The organism is Pseudoalteromonas sp. C2R02 (assembly GCF_018860845.1).
Classification (GTDB): domain Bacteria; phylum Pseudomonadota; class Gammaproteobacteria; order Enterobacterales; family Alteromonadaceae; genus Pseudoalteromonas.
On record NZ_JAHKQC010000020.1, the window covers coordinates 93,025 to 115,507 of the forward strand.

21 protein-coding genes are annotated in these 22,483 nt (G+C 35.6%); 6 read left to right on the forward strand and 15 right to left on the reverse strand.

Annotated features, from left to right (window positions below):
• Window positions 1-15: 15 nt before the first annotated feature.
• The 11 genes from KO527_RS06230 to KO527_RS06280 all read right to left on the reverse strand — a co-directional run bounded on the left by KO527_RS06230 (window position 16) and on the right by KO527_RS06280 (window position 8,870).
• Entirely contained in the window at window positions 16-942 is a 927-nt protein-coding gene (locus tag KO527_RS06230) for a bifunctional precorrin-2 dehydrogenase/sirohydrochlorin ferrochelatase (RefSeq protein ID WP_216039485.1), read from the reverse strand.
• 56 nt (window positions 943-998) lie between these two features.
• The gene (locus KO527_RS06235; RefSeq protein WP_216039486.1) at window positions 999-2,597 is read right to left on the reverse strand and encodes a nitrite reductase; all 1,599 of its coding nucleotides are present in this window, start codon (window positions 2,595-2,597) and stop codon (window positions 999-1,001) included.
• Window positions 2,594-3,445 (reverse strand): uroporphyrinogen-III C-methyltransferase, encoded by an 852-nt coding sequence (gene cobA / locus KO527_RS06240; protein WP_216039487.1) that lies wholly within the window; start codon window positions 3,443-3,445, stop codon window positions 2,594-2,596. The genes KO527_RS06235 and cobA overlap by 4 nt, the downstream gene beginning before the upstream one ends.
• A gap of 43 nt (window positions 3,446-3,488) precedes the next feature.
• A complete protein-coding gene (nirJ, locus tag KO527_RS06245; protein ID WP_216039488.1) occupies window positions 3,489-4,682 on the reverse strand; it encodes a heme d1 biosynthesis radical SAM protein NirJ in 1,194 nt (397 codons plus the stop codon).
• Between the two features lie 17 nt (window positions 4,683-4,699).
• Window positions 4,700-5,206 (reverse strand): Lrp/AsnC family transcriptional regulator, encoded by a 507-nt coding sequence (locus KO527_RS06250; protein ID WP_216039489.1) that lies wholly within the window; start codon window positions 5,204-5,206, stop codon window positions 4,700-4,702.
• 17 nt (window positions 5,207-5,223) lie between these two features.
• Complete coding sequence (locus KO527_RS06255; RefSeq protein ID WP_216039490.1) at window positions 5,224-5,667, reverse strand: Lrp/AsnC family transcriptional regulator; 444 nt, start codon at window positions 5,665-5,667, stop codon at window positions 5,224-5,226.
• Complete coding sequence (locus KO527_RS26250) at window positions 5,668-6,228, reverse strand: Lrp/AsnC family transcriptional regulator (RefSeq protein ID WP_216039491.1); 561 nt, start codon at window positions 6,226-6,228, stop codon at window positions 5,668-5,670.
• The gene (locus KO527_RS06265; RefSeq protein WP_216039492.1) at window positions 6,228-6,716 is read right to left on the reverse strand and encodes an Lrp/AsnC family transcriptional regulator; all 489 of its coding nucleotides are present in this window, start codon (window positions 6,714-6,716) and stop codon (window positions 6,228-6,230) included. The genes KO527_RS26250 and KO527_RS06265 overlap by 1 nt, the downstream gene beginning before the upstream one ends.
• 2 nt (window positions 6,717-6,718) lie before the next feature.
• Window positions 6,719-7,930, reverse strand: coding sequence for a cytochrome D1 domain-containing protein (locus KO527_RS06270; RefSeq protein WP_216039493.1), 1,212 nt, complete (start codon window positions 7,928-7,930; stop codon window positions 6,719-6,721).
• Complete coding sequence (locus KO527_RS06275; RefSeq protein WP_252733473.1) at window positions 7,927-8,256, reverse strand: cytochrome c; 330 nt, start codon at window positions 8,254-8,256, stop codon at window positions 7,927-7,929. Before KO527_RS06275 ends, KO527_RS06270 begins: the two co-directional genes overlap by 4 nt.
• A 260-nt stretch (window positions 8,257-8,516) precedes the next feature.
• Window positions 8,517-8,870, reverse strand: a complete 354-nt coding sequence (locus KO527_RS06280) for a hypothetical protein (RefSeq protein WP_216039494.1) — start codon at window positions 8,868-8,870, stop codon at window positions 8,517-8,519.
• A gap of 614 nt (window positions 8,871-9,484) precedes the next feature.
• Here KO527_RS06280 and KO527_RS06285 point away from each other — a divergent pair.
• The gene (locus KO527_RS06285; protein WP_216039495.1) at window positions 9,485-10,249 is read left to right on the forward strand and encodes a class II glutamine amidotransferase; all 765 of its coding nucleotides are present in this window, start codon (window positions 9,485-9,487) and stop codon (window positions 10,247-10,249) included.
• 111 nt (window positions 10,250-10,360) lie between these two features.
• Here the strand turns inward: KO527_RS06285 and KO527_RS06290 are convergent, their stop codons facing one another.
• Genes KO527_RS06290 through purM form a run of 3 tightly spaced genes read right to left on the reverse strand, consistent with a single transcriptional unit; the run spans window position 10,361 to window position 12,784 of the window.
• Window positions 10,361-11,140 (reverse strand): DUF3108 domain-containing protein, encoded by a 780-nt coding sequence (locus KO527_RS06290; protein WP_216039496.1) that lies wholly within the window; start codon window positions 11,138-11,140, stop codon window positions 10,361-10,363.
• Window positions 11,088-11,732 carry a phosphoribosylglycinamide formyltransferase gene (purN, locus tag KO527_RS06295; RefSeq protein WP_042144892.1) on the reverse strand — a complete coding sequence of 215 codons (645 nt, stop codon included), beginning with the start codon at window positions 11,730-11,732 and terminating at the stop codon, window positions 11,088-11,090. The genes KO527_RS06290 and purN overlap by 53 nt, the downstream gene beginning before the upstream one ends.
• Entirely contained in the window at window positions 11,732-12,784 is a 1,053-nt protein-coding gene (gene purM / locus KO527_RS06300) for a phosphoribosylformylglycinamidine cyclo-ligase (protein WP_216039497.1), read from the reverse strand. Before purM ends, purN begins: the two co-directional genes overlap by 1 nt.
• 206 nt (window positions 12,785-12,990) lie before the next feature.
• On the opposite strand from purM, the gene KO527_RS06305 reads away from it, so the two are divergent.
• Both KO527_RS06305 and KO527_RS06310 read left to right on the forward strand, forming a co-directional pair.
• Entirely contained in the window at window positions 12,991-13,815 is an 825-nt protein-coding gene (locus KO527_RS06305) for a M90 family metallopeptidase (protein WP_216039498.1), read from the forward strand.
• A 205-nt stretch (window positions 13,816-14,020) separates the two neighbouring features.
• Window positions 14,021-14,698: a transporter substrate-binding domain-containing protein gene (locus tag KO527_RS06310; RefSeq protein ID WP_216039499.1), complete on the forward strand. Its 678-nt coding sequence runs from the start codon at window positions 14,021-14,023 to the stop codon at window positions 14,696-14,698.
• A 111-nt stretch (window positions 14,699-14,809) separates the two neighbouring features.
• Here the strand turns inward: KO527_RS06310 and KO527_RS06315 are convergent, their stop codons facing one another.
• Window positions 14,810-16,243 (reverse strand): alpha/beta hydrolase, encoded by a 1,434-nt coding sequence (locus KO527_RS06315; RefSeq protein ID WP_216039500.1) that lies wholly within the window; start codon window positions 16,241-16,243, stop codon window positions 14,810-14,812.
• A gap of 133 nt (window positions 16,244-16,376) precedes the next feature.
• Between KO527_RS06315 and KO527_RS06320 the strand changes: the two genes are divergently transcribed.
• The 3 genes from KO527_RS06320 to KO527_RS06330 all read left to right on the forward strand — a co-directional run bounded on the left by KO527_RS06320 (window position 16,377) and on the right by KO527_RS06330 (window position 22,172).
• A complete protein-coding gene (locus KO527_RS06320; protein WP_216039501.1) occupies window positions 16,377-18,107 on the forward strand; it encodes a sensor histidine kinase in 1,731 nt (576 codons plus the stop codon).
• Window positions 18,107-18,805, forward strand: coding sequence for a LytTR family DNA-binding domain-containing protein (locus KO527_RS06325; RefSeq protein WP_216039502.1), 699 nt, complete (start codon window positions 18,107-18,109; stop codon window positions 18,803-18,805). The genes KO527_RS06320 and KO527_RS06325 overlap by 1 nt, the downstream gene beginning before the upstream one ends.
• A gap of 169 nt (window positions 18,806-18,974) precedes the next feature.
• Window positions 18,975-22,172, forward strand: a complete 3,198-nt coding sequence (locus KO527_RS06330; RefSeq protein WP_216039503.1) for an amidohydrolase family protein — start codon at window positions 18,975-18,977, stop codon at window positions 22,170-22,172.
• Window positions 22,173-22,483: the final 311 nt, after the last annotated feature.

Below are 22,483 nucleotides of genomic sequence, written 5' to 3' on the forward strand. Positions count from 1 at the left end.
GTGCTTAAGTGATATTTAAAAGTCTAAGATCTCAATATGACTATCAATATTATCTTTTAAAAGTTTTAAAGCTTCTTGATTTTGAGTGGATAGATAACAGACTTTTAAGCCTTCATTTAAATAGTGTTTAAACTGATCATAATTATTATGATTTCTTACTTCACGTTCTGCATCACGGCGAACTAATTCGATAATATCATCACCTATATCAGTATCATAAATCGCTATATCTGACTTTTGCATATGTCGTAATGTACCCATTGTTAGCTTGTCTGGGTGATCAGGTGTATTAATAATATATAACTCAGCAGGAGAGGCGATATTGGTTGTTTGACCTATTAAAGTTTCAAAAAGCTCTGGTAGTGAACTGGTATTCTCACTTTTGCTTGATGAGAAGAAGCTTTCCCAAAATGTGCGTCTTTTAGACACATTGTCTAGCTTATCTTTAACTTGTTGGCGTTTTGAACCTGCAAACAAGGCGATTTCACCTAAGTTTTGTGGGATAAGCGTTTCTAATTTTGCTCGCCAGTAGCGTAATAATACAGGTGATTGACCTTCACTAGACATGGCAAAAGTCATGGGCGCTCTGTCAACAATTGAAGGGGTAATAAAGTGACAAAGGGCAGGGCTGTCTACAACATTTGCTAATACTTTAGCGTATTTTGCATCTTCATTAATTTGTTGGTTTAGCTTGCTATTTTCCGTTGCTACAAAAACTAATTGTTTGTCATTTAATAATGACTTGTCGTAAACACCGTTAATATAAGTGATTTTATTGTCTTGCTGTAATTGAGTTAGGCTTGTTGATAGTTTAGGTGATACAACTGTGACATTGGCAGGTGTTTTAAGCATAAGTTCAACTTTTCTTGTAGCGACTTCGCCGCCACCAACAACTAAGACTTTTAACTGTTCACCATCTACAAAAATAGGGAAATATTGCACAAAAATTCCTTGGTAATTTAGCTCGGTTTGCTTAAATACGACAAACCGAGATATTTTTAATGGCTAGTGCCACGTTCGTAATGTGTTTTGTTATATACATTGTACTTACCAGAAGGTTTTTTCATAGGTAAGCGTTTAATTTCTTCTAATGTATTAGCATCATACACGATCACAGCGCCCTCGTTGTCCCAAATACTTAATAAAACGTATTTTCCATCTTTAGTAAACTCAACATGAGCTGCCGTTTTTCCTGGTGCAGGTGCAATGGTTTTAACAATTTCTAATGTCGCTTTATCAATAATATGTACTTTTTCTTTATTTGGACCAAAAAATACATCAACCCAAGCATAAGGTGAGTTATTATGGCTGCGCATAAAAAAACCGGGTCCTTGGGTTTTAATTTCTTTGATCACTTGCCAGTGTTGCATATCAATAACAGATACTAGACCATCTTTTATATTTGGAGAGGCGAACACTTGCTTGCCTTTATAATCCCAAGTGATCCCTGAGCCTAAGTGAGGCATACCTTGCATTTGTATTGTGGCTACTTTTTTGCTGCCATCTAAATTGATCACTTGACCATTATGTTTTTCTCTTGAAGTGCCTATCAAGTGAATGTAATCAGGGTCAAAAAAGAAATCATCTAAATAATCTTCAGTGGTAATGCGCTTTATTGGAAATTGACTTTGTGCTCCCCAAGTTTCAACTGCATCTTCGCGGCCATCTTTTTGCTGAATATTTTTAAAGGAAGCATGTGCCGTAGTTTTATAAACAGTGACACCATCTTTACTGCTATAAGGAATCTCCCACACTTCTTTGACGTCTTTTAGGGCGACAATAAAACTCTTTCGTGGTGGTGCATTATAAACGGCACTGACACGTGAACTAGCCCCTGCTTTATCTGTTACATCTATCACTTTGATTGGGCTTAAATCTTCAGTATCTAATATGACTGCGCTATGAGGAAGGTAGTTACCGACAATGGCATATTTACCATCACTTGATACCGCCATATTACGGGTATTAATGCCAGCACGTACCTCTGATACAACTTTCATATTGTATATATCGTATTTGCTGATCCAGCCATCTCTTGATGCAAAGTAAACAAACCTACCATCAGGAGAATACTTAGGGCCGCCATGTAACGCAAATCGTGTTTTAAACCGGGTGATAGGTTCAAAGGTATCACCATTTAATAAAGTCGCAGAATGATCACCTAGCTCTACAACGATAAATAGATTCATTAAGTCGGCTTTAAATTGCGGCTTATTAGGCAGTTTTGATTGATCAAAATGTTGAATTTGACTGGCTTTAATATCAGTTAGATCCCACTTTGGTAAGGTTTTAGCTGGGGTATAAATATAATCTACTAGAGCTGAAATCTCATCTTTTGAAAGTGTTTTACCGAACCCTGGCATTTGAGTCGCAATTCGGCCATGACTGATCACTTTTGATGCTTTATTTTTACGTATTCGCGATAAATTTTCAGGAAATAGCGCTGGGCCCATTCCTCCTAAACGATTTTCCCCATGGCAAGATTGACAGTTATTTTTATATAAGTCCTCAGCTGAAGATGAATTACTTGCTGTTACAACAAAAGGTATAGCTAATACTGAAGCAATCAATAAATTAAATAATTTTGATTTATTCATGAGACTCCCTCATATTCAGTTTCTAATACATTTTGTTTTGTAGATACTAAAGATTTTAAATACCCTAATGTGAGCACATTTTCAGGGTTAAATTGCTCTACGACTTTGCCTAATACAATAAGAGCGGGTGGTTTTACATTGTGCTTAGCAACTAACTCGGGCAAATTACTCAATGTACCTCGATATACTTCCTGAGCTGCTCTGGTACCATTGCGAATAAGTGCTGCGGGTGTGTTTTTATCCCTTCCATGCGCTATTAAATTTTTACTTATAATAGGTAGGCTATTAATACCCATGTAAAATACAACTGTTTGACAGTCACTGCTTAAACTTTGCCAAGGTAAGTTGAGTTGACCATCATTTTGCAGATGACCGGTAATAAAAGTACATCCTTGTGCGATACCACGATGTGTTAAAGGGATCCCTGCATAAGTTGTGCAAGCTGACGCAGCAGTAATACCATTTGCAACATGACAGCTGATCCCGCGTGCTAATAAATATTCCGCTTCTTCACTGCCTCTACCAAACACAAACGGGTCACCACCTTTTAATCTTAAAACGCGTTTCCCTTTAAGAGCTTGTTCGGCTAGCATCTCATTTATGCCGCTTTGTGGTACACAGTGCTTTGCTTGTTCTTTTCCAACATAAAGCTTTTCACAGTTTTGAGGTAATAAAGCCATGATTTCATCACTGACTAAGCGATCGTAAATGGCAACTTCGGCTTGCTCTATAAATCGTAATACTTTAATGGTTAATAATTCAGGATCTCCAGGACCAGAGCCTACTAAAGCGACTTCTCCAGATTTTAATTGTGCTTTTATTGCTATTTTATCTAGTAACTTGCTCATTATTGCTGCCTTATTCACTGACGGGTGAATGAAATTAAATTTATTATTGTATTTGGCTAACTGAAATTTGTTTAGGTGCTTGGTAGCCGATTTCTGCATCTGTTAAATAACAGCCGGGATCTTCACTCCAAGCATCGCCTGTTTGCGAAAATGCACGAGTACGCGTATTTCCACCACAAATACTCAGATGTTCACACTTTGCACACCGTCCTTTTACAGGGCGGGGAGACTGTCTAAACCCTTGCATAAGCGGATCTTGAGTATTGGCCCATAAATCAGAGAATTTGCCTTCTCTGACATTACCAATTGGATGGTTCCACCAATAAGTGTCTGGATGAATTGAGCCCGTATTATCTATGTTGGCTACATTGACGCCTGAGGCATTTCCGCCCCAATTAATGAGATGTTGTTTAAGATTTTTTAATCTAGGAGCATATATAGGATCCTGTGCAAACTTTTTATGAGCCCATTGCAATAAAAAAGGACCATCGGCATCATTATTACCAGTTACAAAGTCGGACTCTCTACCAGATAAAATATGCTGCCAAGCACGTTCAAATAATTGCTCCATACCGATTTTTGTCATTTCAAACATGGCATCTCTATCTGCATTTCGCTTGCCTCGACCAGAGTAGTTAAGATGCGACATATAGAACTTATCGACTTGGTGCTCTTCTATTAAATCGAGCATGGCAGCTAAATCATTTTTATTATCTCGGGTTAAACATAAACGTAAACCGACTTTTATTCCCGCTTGTTTACATAGCTTTACTGCATGTAATGAGGCTTCAAAACTGCCTTTTTGACGGCGAAATTCATCGTGATAGGCTTCTAAACCATCAATCGAAATACCCACATATTGGTATTGCGCATCTTTAATTTGTTGTATGTTATTTTCATTAATTAATGTGCCATTAGTAGATAAAGCGAGATAAAAGCCAAGTGATTTAGCGTAAGCCGTCAATTCAAAAATATCAGGTCGCATCAGTGGCTCACCACCAGATAAAATAAGCACAGGCACCTGTGCCACTTTTAAATCATCCATCGTATTTTTAATTTCTTGAGTGGATAATTCACCAGAAAAATCAATATCTAAAGAAGTCGCATAACAGTGTTTACAACTTAAATTACATCGACGGATCAAGTTCCAAATAACCACAGGGCCCGGCATTTTTCGAGCTTCTTTTGGTGGTATATCATGTGTCATTGTTTTTAATAAATGAGAAATTCTAAACATATGTTGCCCCTGTGCACTTATTTCACTTTTAATCTAAGCCCTGTTTTTTTCAAAATGCGTGTACTTGTTAATACATCATTTGATTTACCTTGATGATTTTGCAGTACATCTTTTAGTAATTCTTTTATCTGTTTTTGATATTGATTCACTTCTTTTTCATTTTTTCCGTGTATCATGGCGAAGAGGTTATAATGCCATTTAGGAAGATGACGAGGGCGTAAATAGCAGTGGCTCACAAATGGCAATGCGCCTACTTTTTTACCATATTCAATAGCTAGCTCATCTTTGATATCCCAAGTTGTCATGCCGTTAAAGGTATAGCCTAATTTATAGTGATTAGGCACAGCTGCTATTCTGCGAATAATACCGCGATCTAATAAGTCAGAAGTGACGCTTAAAGTTTGTTTTACTGTAATGTTTAGTTGCTGGGCTAACTTATGATATGGTTCTGAGCATATCGGCAAGCCATTTTGTGTCAAAACAACATACTTTCTTTCTAGTTCGCTTAACTGTTGTGGTTTCATAGTAATTTAAAGTTCCTTTAAACCGGTAAGTACAGGCCAACAAAAAACTCATGTTCTTTGGGCATATTGACAACGTTAATACCTGTTTTATATTCAATTTTTTTAATGACTTCTATAATTTCACTTTGGGTTTCCGTACCTATAACAAACCACATATTGAGTTCATTATCACGTTCATAGTTATGAGCCACTTGTTCAAATGAATTAACAACCTGAGCCACATCTTCAAACTGATCCTTTGGTACTTTCATTGCAGCTAAAGTAAATGCGCCCCCTAAACAAGCGGCATCATACATAGGGCCAAACCTGCTTAATAAACTACTATCGAGCATTGTTTGTACTTTATTGATCACTATCTCTTCAGTGCTTTTGATAACTTTGGCTATTTCATAAAATGGCTTTTCACAAACAGGAAGGCCTTTTTGTAATAAATTAATCAGTTTCTTGTCTAAATTATCCATTTAAACCTCTTTTACACGGGTTGCTTTTTCATTTAATGAATAACGACCACCTTGCTGTTTATAAGCTGTTGTTGAAAACAACACATTTTTATCTATTTGTTTTAAATTGTTTCTTTCACATAATTCGTCTAATTGCATTAATACTTGTTCTCTGTTCTTTCCATGTATCATGCAAAATAAGTTGTAAGGCCAATGGGGTAATACACGAGGACGCCGATAACATAGGGTGACGACAGATTCATTTGATAGTTGCTCAGCGATGGTATCAACTTGTGATTCATCTATATCCCATACCACCATTGCATTAGCCTCATAACCCAACTTTCTATGGCGTACAACTAAACCAAAACGGCGGATCAAGCCTTGCGTTTGCCATGCTTCAATTGTGCTTATCACTTGCTGTTCAGTAACAGAATTATTAAATTCTGAAATTTGTTGTGCTAATGCAAAGTAGGGCTCAGATACTAAGGGTAACCCTTGCTCAATTGCTTTAAAGAGCATTTCCTGTTGCGCTTTTTCTAGCATATCAACTGGTTTATTTGTCTCGTTTGATAGCGTCACTAGCTCACCCTTTTATATTGGTTAAAGCACACATCAAAAGACAAATCTATATGATAAGATTTCTCCATAGGAAGCTCTAAAACATCGTGTTTTGTGACTTTTTCAATTTCTTTTATTGTTTGATACAAGGTAATGCGATTTGCCGCTGTTACAACAAACCATAAGTTGTATTTATGCTCTCGAGCATAGTTATGGTTTACTTGCTGAAATTCACTGACTAAAGCAGCAATTTCATCGAGTTTATCGTTTGTTACACTGATGGCTGCAAGGGTGCTAGCACCAGCACGTTTATGATCAAAAACGGGGCCTAAGCGCGACAATACACCTGTTTGCTTAAGTTGTGTTAAACATGCAATAACAGCTTGCTCTGAAGTATTAAACTCATTAGCTAATTGTAAAAAAGGTCGAGAACATAGTGGAAAACCTCGCTGATAAGCATTGATAATTTGTTGTGTCAGTTTTGATTCAATTAATGAGGTGATATCCATTGTTATAATCCAATTTGGTGAGCGCGACTGGTGAAAAAGATACCACTTGGACTAATAGCCGGTATTTGTTTTAATAGCTGCTGCTGTTTGGTATCGTAAATTTGAATCAGATTTTCATCACGCACTGACATCCAAACATGTTCACCTCTAGGCGTGAACTCCATATGCAATACGCCTTTACCCGGTTTTAAGGTATTGATCAAAGATTGACTTTGAGTATCTATTACTTGAATGGTATCGTTACGTGGAAAAGCAAAGTTAACCCAAACTTGACGGTTGTCAGGTTGCGCCATTACAAATACAGGCTGGCCATGTACCTTTATTACACCTTCTTGAAACCAAGTTTTTGTATTGATCACTAACACGTTATGTTGGCCTACAGCAGGTACAAAAGCGAAATCTCCAGCCATAGCCCAACCTTCAAGATGCGGCATTTTATAAACCGGAAGCTTTTTATCACCTTTACCGTAGTTTTCTAAAATACGTCTGACACCTTTATCAGGATGCCATAAATCAACAAGTGCCATACCGTCTTCACCAAATAAACCGGCAATATAATAACGACCATCAGGGCTAATTAATGCGTCATAAGGTGCGCGGCCAATATCAGTAAATTTGGTTAATTTTAATTTAGGTTTTGAAAAATCGGCAATCCAAATTTCATCACTATCAAATAAGCTAAAAATAAATCGTTGATCAGGGGCATCAACTAAACCAACTACTTTAGAGCGTTTAATTGAACCATCTTTATTTTTTTCATGATTCAGTAGTTGGGTGGCTTTAATATCAGCAACTAACTCTAATGTTTGCGCATCAAAAACCTTTACGCCACCAGGTGTATAGTTTGACACCGCTACCAATTTACCATCTTGGCTGATTGCGCCGCCAATACTATTACCTGATTGTAAAATGCGTTTGTCGATTTTATCTTTTAATATGTCTATTTTAGTTAGGCCGCCATCTCTGCCAAATACATAAGCAAATCTTTGATCTCGAGAATATACAATAGATGCATGTGATAAATCACCTAAGCCATCTATTTGCGCTAAAGCTGTTTTAGATGTGTGATTTACAATTTGTACTTGCCCTGTGGCACGTTCAATTACCACGCCCATATCGCCTGTGGCTCGTAAATTATTAGATGATGTAATATTACAGGCGCTGACGGTTAGGGCTAAAAAATAGCTGCAGATTAATTTTATTTTGTGATTCATTTAAAAGTACCTTGTTTTAATTGTTGTGCAATCCACTTAGCTTCACTTTGGTTGAAAATCGCTTTCCAAGGTGGCATTGCAGTACCTTGACGGCCATTCATAATGGTATAAGTTAAGAATTCGACGGGTTTGTTAACTAAGTCTTCAGGTAAAATAGCAGTGCCTAATCCACCTTTTAAAGTCATACCATGACATGAGCCACAATCTTGCTTAACGATATGAAACATCTCTTTTTTTCTTGCTTTTGAAATTTCATTATTGTCAGCCAACGCTTTACTTGAAGTAAAAAAGCAAAAAATAAATATCATTATTATGGCTAATTTCATGATGGGAAACCCCTTCAACAATTAATTATCTGAATGTAAACTTAACAGCTCGAATTAGTTAAAAAATTGTTTAGGATCATGTTTTTTAGGCTTGGGCTAATTTGAATCGCGCAGAATTGATATCGATCAATTTCATGATGGCATAGCTTATAGAAAGTGTTTTTAAAAAGTAACAATAACAATAATTGGTAATTTTTAAGGTGCTGGATTTATTTGAGGTGAGCCTTAACCCATACTTAGAAAAGGCTCTTTATGTTGACTTAGCATTGGTTAAATTCTTCGGCTGCTTTTTCATAAATCGTGCAGAAATCTGAATTGCCATTGGATGCTTTTAATTCATTTCCATCAAAGCTTGCATTAATTACTTTAGATTTAGTAATTGAATGCCTATTATTTTTGCATGCTTTAACGGCTAATGCTTTACACTTTTCTACTTCAGATATCTTTTTAGTTTTAGAACAACTTGCTTTTCCTTTGCACTTTTTAAAGCTAATGCTTTCTTGTCCAGGACAAGCGGTTCTGGTGTATTTAATTTCGCATGTGCCTGCAAATGCTGAATTAATTAAAACAGAACCTAAAAATATACTCCCTATAAATAAGATACTAGTTTTCATATTTCACTCACTTTATCTAGATAGGTACTAATAGTTATAGCAAATTTTATGATAATTATTAGTGAATTTAGTGGAATATGACATATATAGAAGAATAAATTGTAAAAATAGGTTCAAACTTAAACATATAAATTAGAAATAAAACATTGTAAATATATTGAGTTACTAACATAACTAATTAATAGTAAATAATTATATTTTAAAATCTATTAATGGATCTTAAATTACCTAGTACATTTAATAACATTGTAAATCCAATAACTTTCTCGTTTTAAATTTATAATATTGAGTTGCTTCATAGGCAAACATTAGTCCTTTAAAATGGATTTTAGGGACTATTTATTAATGATTAAAGAAAGCTTAGTTCTAGCCCAGTAATCGATTATAGGAGAATCGTATTAGAAAAAATTTTAAGCCAAGTTTATAAGTTTAGGAACATTATAATTAAAGGTATTTATTATTAAGAAAACAAAAATTGTTATTTAATCATGTGTATGCCAAGATCAGAATCTAGTTAATTTTTTCCATGCTTAAAAATCAAAACTGACATAGTCAAATTGATTTGTATTTTATTTTAAGCTCAAGTTTACTTTAGTTAAATAGGTTTTAGTTTTATGTGCGAACTTTTAGGCATGTCTGCAAATGTGCCAACAGACATTTGTTTTAGTTTCTCTGGTCTTTTAGAGAGAGGTGGTAATACAGGACCTCATAAAGATGGCTGGGGTATTACCTTTTACGAAGGCAAAGGCTGTCGTACATTTAAAGATCCATTGCCTAGTTGTGAATCTGAAATCGCAAAATTGGTAAAGCATTATCCAATTAAAAGTTGTTCTGTAATAAGTCATATACGTCAAGGTAATCGAGGTGAAGTATGTTTAGAAAATACTCATCCATTTACTAGAGAGCTTTGGGGTAAAGAAATCACCTATGCTCACAATGGTCAATTATCTGGTTACGATGATTTAAAGCCTGAATTTTATCAACCAGTGGGTGATACTGATAGTGAATTGGCATATTGCTGGATTTTAGATGAAATTCGTAAAAAGTTTACTGAAAAGCCAAAAGATATGGCGCCAGTATTTAGATATGCAGCCCAGTTAGCTCCTCAGCTGAAGGCTAAAGGTGTATTTAATATGTTACTGACAGATGGTGAGTATGTTTTAGCATATTGTACTAATAATTTACATTGGATCACGCGTAGAGCGCCATTTGGTAAAGCCTCTTTAATTGATGCTGATGTAATTATTGATTTTCAAAAAGAAACAACACCCAATGATGTCGTAACTGTAATTGCAACTAGGCCTCTTACTGAAGATGAAGACTGGCATAAAATAGAAGAGGGTGACTTTAAATTATTTAAATTAGGTGAGTTGATTTAACAATCAGTTCAATGTAAGCGGGGAATTACCAGCGTACTTTGATTTATAAATTTTAGACAGTAAAGACGGGATTTAACTCCCGTCTATACATTTATTTTTAGCCATGATTTTTTAGTTTAGAGACTTCAACTGTATATCAAATTGCTCAACGCCTTTTTCGCCTTTCCATGTTCTTACCATCATGTAATCTAAAGAAGGCGCAAACCATACCGTTACTTGGCGTTTGTCGTTATCGTATAGGCGTTTAACTTTGATCGTTTCAACGTTGCCCATAGGCAGTGTAATTGTTTCTTTACCAATCACTTGAAACTTATAATGACGAACCCTGCCTTTTTTATCTACTAATGGGTAATCAAATTCAGTTTTACCTTCTTGAACATCACGACGAAATTGTACTTGATAAGAAATGCCATCTTGCAGTGCATCATCCCAAATTAACTTTAAAGGAAATTTTTCTTTATTGCTGAATACTTGCTTGTTCTGGCGGTCAAAACTGATTTTATAGTTTTTATCTCGTCCTGTACCTGAACGGATCATTTGATATTTAAGTGGAGATACTTGGGCATCAAAACAAGGGAAAGTGGATATTTCAGTGCGTTTATCAGAGAAAATCATCCATTCAATATCGCTTTCGTAGCTGATACGGCAATGTTTATCATCTAATTGTTTGAAAATACGAGTTGCTTGACCGTAACGTTCGCCTTTGCGAAGTACATCATATTTTGCGGTATACTCTTTGATAGCAGTAGATGAAGTATCTGTACTGGTATTGGCAAAGCTAGGGGTAATAACTAAGGTGCTTAAACTTAGTAAAGCACCTTTGAATTTAAAACTGTTTTTAAGCGTAGTTTTCGCCGTGTGCAGGAAGTTTTTTATTATCAAAAACTGCATATTCTTCTTCCATTTTTAGTCGTTGTTCACTGAACCACTGAACCACTAACGGATAGATGATATGTTCTTTTTGATGAATACGCTGCGCTAATGAGTCTGCTGTATCTTCAGGTAAGATATCTATCTTAGCTTGAAGTACAACGGGACCACCGTCTAATTCTTCAGTTACGAAGTGAACGCTAACGCCATGCTCTTTATCATTTGCATCTATTGCACGCTGGTGGGTGTTCAGCCCTTGGTACTTAGGCAACAATGAAGGATGAATGTTCAACATTTTTCCTTTATATTTTTGCACTAAGCCAGGGGTTAGAATACGCATAAAACCAGCTAATACAACTAGATCTGGTGTAAAGTTGTCAATTTTTTCCATTAAGGCACTATCATAAGCTTCGCGAGACTCAAATTCTTTGTGATCTAAGACCACAGTTTCAATCGAAGCTTTCTCAGCTCTTTCAAGGCCATACACGTTTGGACGGTTGCTGATCACAGCGACTATGTCGCCGTTGATCTGCTGTTTCTCACACGCATCAATGATAGCTTGTAAATTTGAACCGCTACCAGAAATTAATACTGCAATGCGCATTCGATTCATTACTTAGTGCCGCCTACGATATCTACCTGCTCTTCGCCTTCAACAGCATCTTGGATTTCACCAATGTGCCAAGCGTTTTCACCTTGCTCTTTTAAGATGTTTAAGCTGTTTTCTAACTCGTTAGCTGGAACAACTAAAATCATACCTACGCCACAGTTAAATGTGCGGTACATTTCGTGTGTTGTGATATTACCGTTCTCTTGTAACCAATCAAAGATTGCAGGCCATTCCCAGCTATCACCTTTAACAACAGCTTTTGCTGATTCAGGCAATACGCGAGGGATATTTTCCCAGAAACCACCGCCTGTGATATGAGAAAGTGCATGTACATCAACAGATTTTAATAGCTCTAATACTGGTTTAACGTAAATACGTGTAGGCTCAAGTAAATGCTCGCCTAAAGTTTTACCAGAAAATTCAGCTGAAGTATCAGCACCAGATACTTCTAGCACTTTACGTACTAAAGAATAACCGTTTGAATGTGGGCCGCTTGAGCCTAATGCGATTAGTTGGTCGCCAGATTTAACTTTAGTACCATCAATGATTTTTGCTTTTTCAACGATACCAACACAGAAACCTGCGATGTCGTAATCTTCGCCTTCGTACATACCAGGCATTTCAGCAGTTTCACCACCAGTTAAAGAACAACCAGATAGTTCACAACCAGCGCCGATGCCAGTTACAACATCAACAGCAGTATCTACGTCTAATTTACCCGTTGCATAGTAATCTAAGAAGAATAAAGGCTCAGCACCTTGAACAATTAGATCGTTAACACACATAGCAACTAAATCGATACCAACACCTTGATGTTGTTTTAAATCGATTGCTAAACGCAATTTAGTACCTACACCATCTGTGCCGGCTACTAATACAGGTTCTTTATAACCAGCTGGAATTTGGCATAAAGCACCAAAACCACCAATACCGCCCATTACTTCAGGACGTTTAGTTTTTTTTACAACGCCTTTAATACGTTCAACAAGTACGTTACCAGCATCGATATCAACGCCCGCGTCTTTGTAGCTAAGAGACTGTTTTTGTTCGCTCACAGAAATTCCTCAACATTTAGTATGTGGTGGATGGTCTTTAAAGGCGCGCATTTTACCTTAATTGTTTCGCCCTCGCTAGTATTTTTAGCGTAATCGTTAGCTTAATTTTTGCAAGGGTATAAGGACTTTTGTCCGGTGGAAAACTTTGCTTGAATTTTGAATATTAAATACCCATAAATTAATGATGTGTTATTTAGGAATTAACAATGATAAATATTTTTTTAACGCTTGTATTGATAGCCTTTGTTGTGACTTATTGGCAGTGGAACAAAATAAAAGTGCATTTTTGGAAAAAAAAATACTTTGGCCGAACTTTAACTAAAAGCCAAAAAAAACTGCTATTAAAAGTGATGCCCATTTATAGAAATATGACAAATGATGACCGCAGCAAGTTAGAACAGCATATTTTATGGTTTTTAGACAATATTAGCTTTTTAGGCCGTGATGGCTTAAAAATTAATGCGGGCATGCGTTTAGTTGTTGCAGCGAATGCGTGTTTATTGGTATTAAATAAACCTTGGCCTATTTATAAAAATGTAAAACAAGTGCTGTTATATCCCAGTGCTTATTATGCCAAAGAAAATAAAAAAGATGGCGCAGGGCTTGTTAGTTTTCATGAAACAGTGAGGCAAGGGGAGTCTTGGCCTGGTGGCACTTTAGTGCTTTCGTGGCATGATGTGCTCGAAGGAAATAGGTTACCTGAAGACGGTCATAACTTAGTTTTTCACGAATTTGCGCACCAGTTAGATCAGCAAACAGGCTTTACTAGCGGTACACCGCAATTGAAAACTCAGGACCTTTATAAGCAATGGGCGCAGGTATTTAATCGCGCATATAATCAGTTAAAAACCCACTTAGCTTATGGTATGCCGAATGTGATTCATAGGTATGGTGCAACTAATGAAGCTGAATTTTTTGCGGTTTTAACCGAAACCTTTATTGAAAAACCTGCTCAGTTACAAAACCAAGACCCAGAGTTATATCAACTTATGTTGGCGTATTATGAATTTGACCCTATAAAGTGGGCTTAAAATTGATTTAAAGTTATGAGCTAAGGTTGTTATAAAGTGACCAGCATTAAATTACATTAAAAAATGAGTAACTTTGATTATTGAAAATGTTAAGGTTGAGGTGTTAATTTAAGCACTAATGAGTATAAAAATGTGTAAAAATCGGATTCACTGCTTCCTGATAGTCTGTATTTTCATTTACAGTCCAAGCTTATTGGCACATAAATTGAAGTTTGTTGCCGAGTCCTTACCACCATTTCATTATTTAGATGAAAATCAAAAACCAGCAGGGGTATTGGTAGAAGTAATAAAGGCCTTATTAGATGAAGCCAATTTGAAAGCAGATATTGAATTGCTTCCCTTTGCCAGAGCGTATGACCTGATCACTAAAAAAAGTGATGTGTTTATGTTTTCACTGTTAAAAACACCTAATAGAGCAGAGAAATTCAAATGGGTAGGGAAAATTTATACTAATAAAGCTTATCTGGTTGGCCTAAAGACTCGTGATGATATAAAACTACAAGCACTTAATGATGCAAAAAAATACACTGTTGGCACTATTCGGGGTTACTATTCTGAAACTTTTTTGCGTCAAGCTGGTTTTATAAAAAAGAAACAACTATACCTGACAGTTAATTATACTCAGCTATGGGGCATGTTATTTAAAGATAGAATTGATCTTTTGCTGACAAATACCATTGCACTAGAAACAGAGCTCAGTAGCTTAGGAATTAATTCTGATAACGTAAACTTTTTTTTAGAAGTTAAAGACTTTCCCAGTGAACTTTATATCGCTTCAAGTTTACACACCTCAAATGAGACAATTGTAAAACTCTCAAAAGCACTTGAAACAATAAAGAAAAATAAAGTTTACGACAAAATTTTAAAAGAATGGTCAATGTGATCTTTTATAAAATATTTTGGGTTATATAAGTCGTGTTTAATTTACTTATTTTTATCAACAGAAATTAAAATAAGCTAAGTCTATCAGCTTATTTTAATTTTAATGTTCTATTTATTGAAATTTAATTGGATCTAAAGTTATCGTATGTGATTTAACTTCGTGACCATTAAAGAATTCTAAAACTCTTTCTTGTATGTCTGGGTGAGTCATAAATACATTATGGCCACCACCTTCAACAGTGATCATATTGGCATTAGTAAAGTTTGCCGCTAATTCAACTTGGCTTTGATATAGTGTTCTGCCATCTAAAGTACCTGATACAAATAATGTTGAAATATTAGAATGAAGCTCTTCTCTAAATTCATTTCCTAAGTCAGTTACAGGCAATACAGCGTTAATATCTGGAAATGGGAAGTTTGTGGTTCTGCCAACTAAAGCTGTTTTAGCTTGTTCTTGAACTCTTGACCACCGTTTTTTAGAAATACCAGAAGCGGCATCCATTGCTAGGCTCATAGGCGTATGTTCTGCTGACATACCTTTTATATAAGCAATATATGAAGCGATTTCTCCAAACTGATTGTTTTTCATATCAGTAACGATACGTGGTAATTGCATTAAATATTGTGGGTCCATTAAAAATATAAAACTTAAGGCAAATTGCATATCAATTTTACCAATCCCTACCACCAATGGTTTTTTAGTTCTAAAGTCTTGGGTATTAACAACTTGTGGTGAGACTTCTAAATTATTTAATACATCAGTTAAATCACCGATAAAATTAGGGTATCTACCTTTAGTGTCTGGGTTTGTTTTTAACATCAAAGATACTTTTTCTATTAAAGCTTGTACTCGTGCTGGTTGCTTAATTGTATGATTTAACCCCTCTAATGATGCTAATACCATTTGATTTATTATCTCTGGATGATATTTAGCGGCTGTAAAAGCCAAATGTGAACCATAGCTTATGCCCCAAAGGTTAATCTTATCTGTATTGAGTGCTTTGGCTAAATCAACTAAGTCAGCAGCATTTTGTTTTGTATTGTATCCATTTAAATCTATATTTTGATTTTGCCATTGAGTGACACATTTTTTAACATCAGATATCGTTTGTGCCATGAGTACTTTTTCGTCTGAGGGTATTTTTAAATCAAAAGAGGTCGCCTTACAGCTTTTTAAATCATTTGATAATCCAGTACCACGTTGATCAAATAAAATGACATCCGAAGCCCCGCGTAATTTATTAAAAAGTTCAAACCGTGAGCGTTTAGCTGTACCTGTAGCCGAACCTCCTGGGCCACCGGATAAATATACAATGGGTTTACCGGGTGTTTTACTGGTTGTTGGAAATTTTACATAAGTTAAAGTAAGTTCTCTTGAATTTGGATTGTTTCTATTTTCAGGTACTTTAAAAGACCCAATTTGGGCACTTACCTTTTGTTGTTTATAACCTGTATATTCATAAGGTGATAGTGCTTCTGAATTGGCACTTAGTTGGGCTGATACAAGTAAAGTAATAGGTAATAAAACGTGAGAAAGTAATTTCATAATAAAGACTCTGTTTGTTAATTTTGAGTCAAGTGTAATGTTAAAAAACATGCTTTTATTTACAATTTCACCAATGACACTGGTGTATCACCAAATGCATTTATCTTTGGTATAAAGTAGTTACAATAGAAAAATGAAAACATATCACTTATTAATTACTTTTGTATTTTTGCTATTAAGTACAAAAGCCATAGCCCAAGAAATCAAAACGCAAGAATCTAAAGTACAAGCATCAGAGTACTTTCAGGTGTTAGGTGAGGGCGCGCGCGTTTTAAATGGCACGATTAAAAATTGTCACGATAAACATCTAGATGATAGTGATTGGCCGCAGCTTAATTTATCTCACATTAGCGAATACCAACATTACTGTATTCGCATACCCGTAAATATTAGTCAAAAACATGTCCCTCGATATACAGTGTTACGCGCTATATTTTTAGGTTCTGCCACTTTTTATTGGGATGGTAAATATATTGCTGATAAAGGAATACCTGGAATTGACTTAAATTCAGAGCAAGTTGGCCTTATAGAACTGACCGTGCCTTTATCTCAATATGAATTATCACAAGGTCAACACTTATTGAGCATTGAACTGTCTACATATAGTCATTTAGAAGATATGCATGCGATTTACTATGGCATGTTTTTAACATCCAATAATGGTATCAAAGCTATCAATTTCCAACAAAAAATAATCCCTTTAATGCTTGGCGGTGCCATGTTTTTATTAGCTGTATTTTTTGCATTAGTATATTTTTTATATGAAAAAAGGCCTGCTTTTATCATTTTTGGTTGTTTATGTTTTTTTTCAGGGACTTTAATTGGTTTAGAAGTCATAAAGTATTTTTGGAACTATCCTTGGGACTTTCATATTGTAAGACTTAGAATTATTATTTTAAATGTATTATTAACAGCTATGACTTTGATTGCTTATTACCTGTTTTATTATCAAGTAAAAAGAAAAGCGATTTGGTTTAGTTTTACGTTACTTAGTTTTATTGCTTTGGTAGTATTTTCAACTAGTTACGATATTAAAAGTTTATCAATTTTTGTTTTGGCTCTAGCTATCTCTTTATTAATTAATCTACAAGCTTATAGAAAAAAGCAACCAAGTTCATTCGTGCATTTGGGTATATTAATTGCCGGCTTTATATTAATGGTGATTTTACCTTTTTCATTTATAGATAAATGGTTTGCGGCTTTATTTTCTTTTATCGCTTTAGCTAATTTATATAGTTTGATGGTGCAGTTTGCTCATGAAAGGTCAAAGGCGATGCAATCATTAAGATTAGAAACGCAAATGTTGAGACGAAACCTACAGCCTCACTTTTTAATGAATAGCTTAACTTTAATTGTTGAATGGGTTGAAACTGAGCCCAAATTGGCTGTTAAATTTATAGATGCTTTAGCTGATGAATTTCGTTTATTAAATACTATGTCTCAGAAAAAGTTAGTGCCTTGGTCCACAGAGATGGCATTGTGTCAAAAGCACTTTAAAATAATGCAATATAGATATCAAAAACAAATACAGCTCAATATTGAGGTGACAGACAATGATTTTTTTATTCCACCAGCGATTATTCATACACTCATTGAAAATGTGTTTTCACATAACCGAATAAAAAATGATGACTGTTTTGATATTAAAATAAGTATATGTAACTTAGTTAAAATAAAAATCATCACACCATTTAGAAATAAAAATCATCAAGGCACAGGTATAGGAGAGGATTATATTAAAACTAGATTAACCGAGAGTTTTAATCATAATTGGCGTTTCGAATCAGCTGCAAAAAATGATACCTGGCAAACAAACATTAGATTCCCTTTGATAAAAAATATTGAATTAGGTGAGGAAGGTTAATGCATATTGTCATTGTTGAAGATGAACCTATTATCGCACAGCGTTTAAAGAGACAAATAGGGGAAATACTTGAAGCTGAAAAACCAATGATTAAATGGTTTGATGATATTGAAGATGCCAATGAATATTTAACACAGCAGAGCATAGATTTATTGATGTTAGATTTAAACTTACATGGTGAAAATGGCTTGGATTTATTGAAAGATATTTCAGCTAAAAGTTTTCATACGATTATTGTATCTGCATATAGTGAGCAAGCTATCACCGCATTTGAATATGGCGTACTTGATTTTGTAGGCAAACCTTTTCAAAAAGAAAGATTAGAGGCCGCGTTAATGCGCTTTACTGATAAAAATGGCCATGCCAGTAACGAACTAAAACAACTGGCAATAAGAAAACATGATGGTTTATCTTTTATTAAAATAGCTGATATTAACTTTATTAAGGCGGATGGTCATTATACGCAATTACATACGAATTCTACTGGCATAGCCTTACATGACAAAGCGATAGATAAATTAGCTATGTTGTTACCAAATCAATTTATTCGTGTTCATCGCTCTTATATTGTTGATATTAATAAAGTGGTAGCGCTTAAAATTGGATCAGGAGCGAGTTATCAATTATTAATGCAAGATAATAATGAAGTCCCTGTGAGTCGTAGTCGTTATCAACAAGTAAAATCTCTACTTTCTTAATCCCTCAAAGTTTAAATTCTCTTTAAAAATGCATTAAATCCTGCCTGTGATAATTGACTAATCTATCGTTGATTTTAGTTGATTCAACGATATTGATAGAAATTCTCTGTTATTGGTGTTCAAATCAAAATGAGAAAAATAAAACACACACAAACAACGAGTTTTTAAAATGAAAAACACCATTAAAACAGCCGTCGCGCTGTCGATATCTTTGGCGTTAAGTGGCCAAGCATATGCAAGTAAAAATGATAAAAAAGACGAGAAACCAAGTTGGAATGTTGATGCGCCTCAAGGTGAATTCTTTGACGCTAAGATATCAGTAGATCAAGGTACTTGGATGAATGTGGATGTGAGTCCAGATGGTAAAACAATTGTATTTGATTTGTTAGGTGATATTTATTCTATGCCATTAAATGGCAAAGAAGATCAAAAAGCGACATTATTAACCACTGATATTGCATGGCAAATGCAGCCTAAATTTAGCCCTGACGGCAAGCATATTGCCTTTACGTCAGATCAAGGTGGTGGTGATAACATTTGGGTGATGGATCTTGATGGTAAAAATGCAAAAGCGGTAACCAATGAGACATTCCGTTTATTAAATAGCCCTGCATGGAGTCCTGATGGCGATTTTCTTGTTGCTCGTAAGCATTTTACTGATACGCGTTCTTTAGGTGCGGGTGAAGTATGGATTTACCACAAAGCAGGTGGTAAAGGTATGCAGTTAACTAAACGTCCAAATGATCAAAAAGATTTAGGTGAACCAGCATTTTCTCCAGATGGTAAATATGTGTATTTTTCACAGGACAGCACAGCAGGTAAAACATTCCATTACTCAAAAGATTCAACTGCTGGTATCTACAAAATTAAACGTTATGATCGCAAAACCGGCGAAATAGAAACAATTATTTCAGGCATGGGTGGCGCAATTCGTCCTACACCTTCGCCAGATGGTAAAACATTAGCTTATATCAAACGTGATGACTTCCAAACTAGCCTATATTTATATGATTTAGAGTCAGGTAAACATACGCAAGTTTATGACAAGTTAGAACGTGATATGCAAGAAACATGGGCTATTCATGGTGTATATACCAATATTGCTTGGACACCAGATAGTGATGAACTTGTATTTTGGGCTGCTGGTAAAATCCATAAACTAGATGTGTCTGATAAATCAGTATCAGAAGTGCCTTTTAAAGTTCAGACCAGCAAAAAATTACAAAAAGCATTACGCTTTACACAAGATTTAGATACACCTGAATTTGATGTGAAAATGCTACGTAACGTGCAAATTTCGCCAAATGGCAAAACAGCTTTATTTGAAGCTATGGGTCACATTTATAAACGTGATTTAAAGTCAGGAAAAGTAAAACGTTTAACGAAACAAAGCTCTCACTTTGAATTTTTCCCAACGTTTTCTCGTGATGGTAAAAAAATAGCATACACAACTTGGGATGATAACGACCAAGGCACAATTCGTGTTGTATCTGCTCGTAATGGTAAAGGCAAAACTGTTGTAAAGGCTCCTGGTAAATATGTTGAACCCGTATTTAGCCCTAATGGCAAAACTGTGGTATACCGCAAAGCACGTGGCGGTTCAATATTAAACCCTGAATGGTCATTAAAACCGGGTATTTATTCTGTATCGTCTAAAGGTGGAGAATCAGAGTTTATTACTAAAAAGGGTGCGCAACCTCAATTCGGTAAAGATGCAAATAAAGTATATTTATTAGATAGCTGGCCAAAACCTAGCTTATTAATGGTTGAGCTTGATTCTAAGAAGGTAAGTAAGCTTTATGAATCAAAACTCGCGACTGAATTTAGAGTATCGCCAGATGGTGAATATTTAGCGTTTGCAGAGCGTTTTAAAGTATTTGTAACACCATTAGTTGAAAACGGTAAAACTATTAATATTGGCCCTAAAGCGTCGCAATTCCCAATTGAGCAATTATCAGAGCGTGCTGGTGAAAATATTAGCTGGAGTACTAACAGTGATAAATTATATTGGTCTTTAGGTCCTGAACTTTATCATAGTGACTTAGCTGATATTTTTGATATTAAAAAATCAGACAATGATTTTAAAGTTAAAAGTGGTGAAAACATTGGTTTTAAACAAACCATGCATGCTCCCCAGGGCATGATAGCGTTAACTGGCGCACGTATTATCACTATGAATGGCGATAAAGTGATAGAGAATGGTGTATTACTAACAGATGGCAAACACATTAAAGCAGTTGGAACTGCTGCTGAAGTTGCTATCCCTAAAGGCGCAAAAGTAGTTGATGTATCTGGTAAAACAATTATGCCAGGTATCGTAGATGCCCATGCCCATGGTTCTCAAGCGTCAGATGAAATTGTTCCTCAACAAAACTGGAAGAACTTTGCTGGTTTGGCTCTGGGTGTAACAACAATTCACGATCCATCAAACGATACAACTGAAATTTTTGCTGCCAGTGAAATGCAAAAAGCAGGCAAGATTGTTGGTCCGCGTATTTTCTCTACCGGTACAATTTTGTATGGCGCAAATGGTCCTGGCTATACATCACATGTTGATTCATTAGATGATGCTAAATTTCATTTAGAGCGTTTACAAAAAGTAGGTGCTTTTAGTGTTAAGTCTTATAACCAACCTCGCCGCGAACAACGTCAGCAAATTATCCAAGCAGGGCGTGAACTGGGTATGATGGTTGTACCTGAAGGTGGTTCATTATTACAGCATAATTTATCTATGGTTGCTGATGGTCATACTGGTGTAGAGCATTCTATTCCAGTTGCGAATATCTACAATGATATTAAACAAATGTGGGGCCAAAGTGATGTAGGTTATACGCCAACACTTGTTGTTGGTTATGGTGGTATTTGGGGGGAAAATTACTGGTATGATAAAACAGATGTTTGGGATCACCCTCGACTATCTCAGTTTGTACCAAAAAATCAGCTGCTACCGCGCTCTATGAGACGTCCAAAAGCACCTGAGCATCATTATAATCACTTTAGTAATGCACGTGTTGCTGCAGAGCTTCAGGATGAAGGTGTTATTGTAAACTTAGGTGCACATGGTCAACGTGAAGGCTTAGCTGCCCATTGGGAAATGTGGATGTTTGATCAAGGCGGCATGACAGGCCTTGAAACGATACGCGCATCAACCCTTGATCCTGCCCGCTACTTAGGGCTAGATAAAAACATCGGTTCATTAGAAGTCGGTAAACTGGCTGATCTTATGGTCATTGATGGTAATCCATTAGAAAATATCCGTGTGACAGATCGTGTAGATTATACAATGATAAACGGCCGTTTATTTGATGCTGCAACAATGCAAGAAATGGGTAAGAAGAAAAGAGAACTGATGTACTTTGAGAAGTAGTAGATAATACCAATTCCGATAATTAAGTGACCACTCAGAGCTTATGAGGTTTTACAATTCTAGGCATGTCAGTGAATTAATGGTGATTCCCTTTCGAGCTGGCATAACAACGAAGTGTAAATCCTCAGAAGCTCCTTTTAGGCGGGTTTCAAAGTGCTTTATGCTGCGTTATTGATTTTGATAAGGGGATAACCATTGTCTACAATCAATGCCTTACCTAAAGCGCTTTGAATTCCCGCTGAGTGACCAGTTAATTAACGGAAATGGTATAAATATAAATAGGGTTATTAATTTAGCCCTTATTTTTATTG